Genomic DNA, 4,215 nt, shown 5'->3' with positions numbered 1-4,215 from the left:
ACGCCGGATCAGCTGCGGCCGGCGCCGCTATCGCCGCACGGGTTCCCACCGGAATGAAATCCACGACCGTGACCGTCAACACCGCAGCCAGTAACACACCCAGAAAACGGGCAGGTAAAAGCCGCCACCGCACACGAGAATGCACGAACGCCAACTCCGATCAAGTCCACGCCGATAACGACCAGACAGCATCCACAGCCCGCGCAGCCAGCCGACCCGTGCACGGCACGTATCGGACGCTGCGGGGAAAACAGACACTGCCAGCAGACGGCCGCACACGTACCGCACCAGCCGTGGCGTTGTTTTTCTGTAGATAATAACTTCAGTCGATCATCAGGTTTTGATCCACGACAAGCGGGCCACGCATCCCGCCACTACCCGCACAGACATGGAAACCCGCAGGTCGCGACCTCGCCAGGCCGGATGCCACCGGGCGCGGCCCGGCGACCAGCACGCCACGCCCACCACTCGCCATCTCATGTGCGCAAGACAACAATTCCAACACAAGAACAATTGATGATTGCCAAAGGTTAGCTTGACGTTCATCCCAACAACACCCACGAGCGAACGGGCCGGTCAGCAGGTATCCGTCGATCCGAAACGGATCAACGGAACGTGGCACGGCAGATAGGACGCCCTCGGGACATCCCGTCGGGGCGCAGGGGGCCGGCTACCAGACTCGGCTACCAGGCGAGGAAGTCGGACAGGAGTAGGGTCCGCTGGCCGTACCAGCCGTCCTCTGGCGGCGCAACATACATCAGCGCGCCGAGTTCGGTGGACAGCCGGGCATCCAGGGCGGTGAACCGCTCGTCGGCGTTGTGGTCCACGCTCGCCAACGGCCTACCCCGACCGTCGAGGACGGCGAGCAGGGTGGTGTAGCCCGGCGAGTCCTCCGGATCGGCGATGCAGTCGACGTCGATCGACACCGCCCGCGGATAGGCGCGGATCACCGCGTAGGCGGCGCGGTAGGCGTAGGTGTTGACCAGCCGGCGCAGCCCACGGTCGTAGGCCGCGCGGGCCTCCCACAGTTCAAAATCCCCGGTCGGTGAGGTGAACAACGGCACCGCCTCACACAGCCACGGGTCCACCGCCGCCGGATCGGCCCACGGGTCGCCATGGCCAGGGCTGACCGCATGCGCGCCCACGCCGCCGCCGGCGACCGCACCGTCGTCACCGCCGTCACCGCCGTCACCGCCGTCACCGCCGATTACCACGCCTACCTCCACGCCGAACAAGCCGACCCGCTCAGCGACGGCGACACCGACCGCGACCGCGAAACCCTCCACCACCAGCTCACCCGCCCGAACTCCCGGATAGTGGACTGCCCAGGACGCCCGCTGGCACTGCTGGAGCGCGTTCTGCCTGCCCCTACACCTCGGGATCGACGAGATCCGCGACGCGGCCGAGCAATGGGAAAGGGACCTCGCACCCTTCCCGACCCGATAGCGCAACCAGCCCACCGACGGCGACCCGGCCCGAGCCCACCCACGACCCACGACCCACGACCCACGACAGCAAAAATCACATGATGCGACCTATTGCTTACTCTGATCCGAAGGCCGGCTATTCCGCTCACGCCCCTGGTACGGCGGTCATCGGACCGGAATCTCAGCAGTGCCCGGTCAGGACGACGAGCTCGCGGCCGTCGCCGTCCACCCAGATACCCGCCGTGTACACCACGTCGCCACCCACCCGGGGGTGCTGCGTCACCGCGGTGCGGACCTCCTGCCAACGGCGCTGCGCGTCTACCCCGTCGACGTAATCCACCTGCCCGGCCGCCCAAAAGTAGATGACAAGCGGCGATCCGGCACCGATCCTCTGATCGCAGACGCGACGCGCGGTCTTCGTCGTGCGACGGCTGTAGGTAAGGCCATCGGGAGTCGTCAGCTGACCGGCACCGATCCGCTCGAACTGCTCCCGGCTCAGATCACGGTGCATCCGGCCACCCTCCCGACGATTGACGTGGACGGCCACGGCGCCGGCCACGGCGCCGGCTACGTTCTCACGGTCGCCACCGACAGGTCCTCCCGTAGCCGACAGACACCATCCCCTGCCCGCGTAAGCCGGGCGAGTCGGCACAATCGACTGCCATGACGCGCACACACAGCGAATGGTGGTCGATCCAGGTCGAGCTGCTCGGCGGCGGCCAGGCCGGGGAACTGTGGCCACACCCGGGACGCACCTTCGCCGTCTCACCCGGCCACACCTTCCACGACTTCGCCGAAGCCATCGACAACGCCTTCGCCCGCTGGGACCGCGCCCACCTGCACGAATTCCACCTACCGCTCCTCGGCAAAACCGTCACCGAACACCACGACGCCGACGGCATCGACCCCGACCAGCTCCTCAACGCCGACACCGCCACCCTGGGCCAGACCCTGCAACCCGGCAACGAGTTCGGCTACGTGTTCGACCTGGGCGACAACTGGCGGCACTGGTGCGCGATCGACACCCAGACCTTCGACCCCATCGAGCAGTATTCCCATATCCCGAACAAACCGATCCCCGTCTTCGGCTGGGGAACCATCCCCGACCCCTACGGCCGGCTGTTCCGCGGCGACAACGGCGAGACCCCGGTACCCACGCCATCCGCCGACTTCCCCTGGCCCAACGCCCCGGCGGCCACGACCATCACGCTGCACACGCCCGGCTACTACACCCTCACCCGCACGTTCACCGATGAGGACGGCGAGGCCAGCGATCGTTTCGGCTCGTAGGCCTCGACCCCGCTTCACAGAACAACGATCAACAGACAGGCGAGGCCCGGACGACCCAGCCGCACAACGTCGCCGAGCGTGCGTCGGAATAGGTAATTCCCACCTCGGCACCGCACCTGAGCTGCGAACACAGTCTCCGACCGGGAGCGATGTTCCCAGCCGGAACCGCGGGCGTGCCGTTCGGGTGATGAAACGGCTACCGTGGAGCGTGGCCGGTGCGGCGACTCGGTTGTCCCGCTGTCCGGATGGCCGGCCTATGGCGAACGGTCCGCGCCGGCACGCACTAACCGGGGAAGGTAGGAGCGATGCCCAAGGCCAGGACCAGCCTGAAGGCCGAACAGGATGATCTGCGGTCTCGGATGCGCACCCTGGGGTTGGGCTACGACGAGATCGCCGCCGAGTTCTCCCGGCGCTACCGGCTGCGTCCTCGTGCCGCCTGGCGGCATGCCTACGGCTGGACGTTGAAGCAGGCCGCCGACCAGATCAACACCTTCACCGCACGTGCCGGTATGGACCCTGACGGCAAGGCCGGTATGACCGGCCCGCACCTGTGCGAGCACGAACAATGGCCGGCGAAAAGCGGCCGTAAACCAACTCCACAGGTGCTGACACTGCTCGCCCACGTCTACGACACCGACATTCACCGCCTGCTCGATCTCGACGATTACGAACATCTCAGTCCGGCCGATCTGCTTCTCCTCAACAAGAGCGATTCGCAGACAAGCCGCCGGCTACACGCATCTGTCCCGCTCCGCGGTCCCCTCTCTGCCAAGCTGGGTTGAGACAGAACGATCAGTCCGTCGGGTGTAGCGAGTAGGGCGAGATGCGGATCAGGATCTTGTGATGTTGACCATGAATGACGTGTCGTCGGGTGGTCCAGAAGGACTGAGCGGGAAGGGGAGGAAAGAATCCGGACCGAGGGACGGCCAGACGACGCGGCGGACGTTCACCGCCGCATACAAGTTGAGGATCGTCGGGGAGTACGACGCGTTGACCGAGCACGGCGCTCGGGGTACGGGCCGAACCTGCCGATCGGCAGGTAGGGCTCGATGAACTCCCGCTCCTGGTCTGTCAGTTGCGCCCGCGTCATGCACGACGGTCTACCCGATCAAACCCGCCACACGAACAAACCCCACAGATCGATCACAACCCGACACGCGCCCTAGGCGGGGTAGTCGTCGTCGAGGCTGTCGGCCGGTTTGGGGGTGGTTTCAGGAACCATTGCACCTCTCGGGGCACGTCGAGGGGCCCTGATGCCAGACGACACCAGGGCCCCGAGAGTTCAACACCATCTACCGGCCAAGTGCGCCGGATTCCTCAGTTCGCGCCACGCCCACAGAGGGCCGGTGCTGCGGAGATCGCATATGCGTGACCGGGGACCACCTTCCAATCCGGGGCCTGCGGTGACCGGACGAGCTAGACCATCGCCCGGGCGATCCTGATGGCGCCTACTCCTCTCCTTCTCGTCTGGCGGGGCACTGTCGGGCTCTTGCTCTGA

The 4,215-nt window shown here is 66.2% G+C and carries 4 protein-coding genes; 2 read left to right on the top strand and 2 right to left on the bottom strand.

The window, feature by feature from the left end; all coding sequences use genetic code 11:
• Nucleotides 1-683 precede the first annotated feature (683 nt).
• Nucleotides 684-1,289, bottom strand: a complete 606-nt coding sequence (locus U9978_RS18410) for a hypothetical protein (protein WP_322762377.1) — start codon at nucleotides 1,287-1,289, stop codon at nucleotides 684-686.
• 319 nt (nucleotides 1,290-1,608) lie between these two features.
• Nucleotides 1,609-1,938 carry a hypothetical protein gene (locus U9978_RS18405; RefSeq protein WP_322762376.1) on the bottom strand — a complete coding sequence of 110 codons (330 nt, stop codon included), beginning with the start codon at nucleotides 1,936-1,938 and terminating at the stop codon, nucleotides 1,609-1,611.
• Between the two features lie 152 nt (nucleotides 1,939-2,090).
• Between U9978_RS18405 and U9978_RS18400 the strand changes: the two genes are divergently transcribed.
• Both U9978_RS18400 and U9978_RS18395 read left to right on the top strand, forming a co-directional pair.
• The gene (locus U9978_RS18400) at nucleotides 2,091-2,717 is read left to right on the top strand and encodes an IS1096 element passenger TnpR family protein (RefSeq protein WP_322762375.1); all 627 of its coding nucleotides are present in this window, start codon (nucleotides 2,091-2,093) and stop codon (nucleotides 2,715-2,717) included.
• A 305-nt stretch (nucleotides 2,718-3,022) separates the two neighbouring features.
• Nucleotides 3,023-3,499 carry a hypothetical protein gene (locus tag U9978_RS18395; protein WP_322762374.1) on the top strand — a complete coding sequence of 159 codons (477 nt, stop codon included), beginning with the start codon at nucleotides 3,023-3,025 and terminating at the stop codon, nucleotides 3,497-3,499.
• Nucleotides 3,500-4,215: the final 716 nt, after the last annotated feature.

This window comes from Protofrankia sp. Cr2, from assembly GCF_963555885.1.
GTDB lineage: Bacteria > Actinomycetota > Actinomycetes > Frankiales > Frankiaceae > Protofrankia.
The sequence above is the reverse complement of the archived record's forward strand: the minus strand, read 5'-3'. Positions and strand labels throughout refer to the sequence as shown.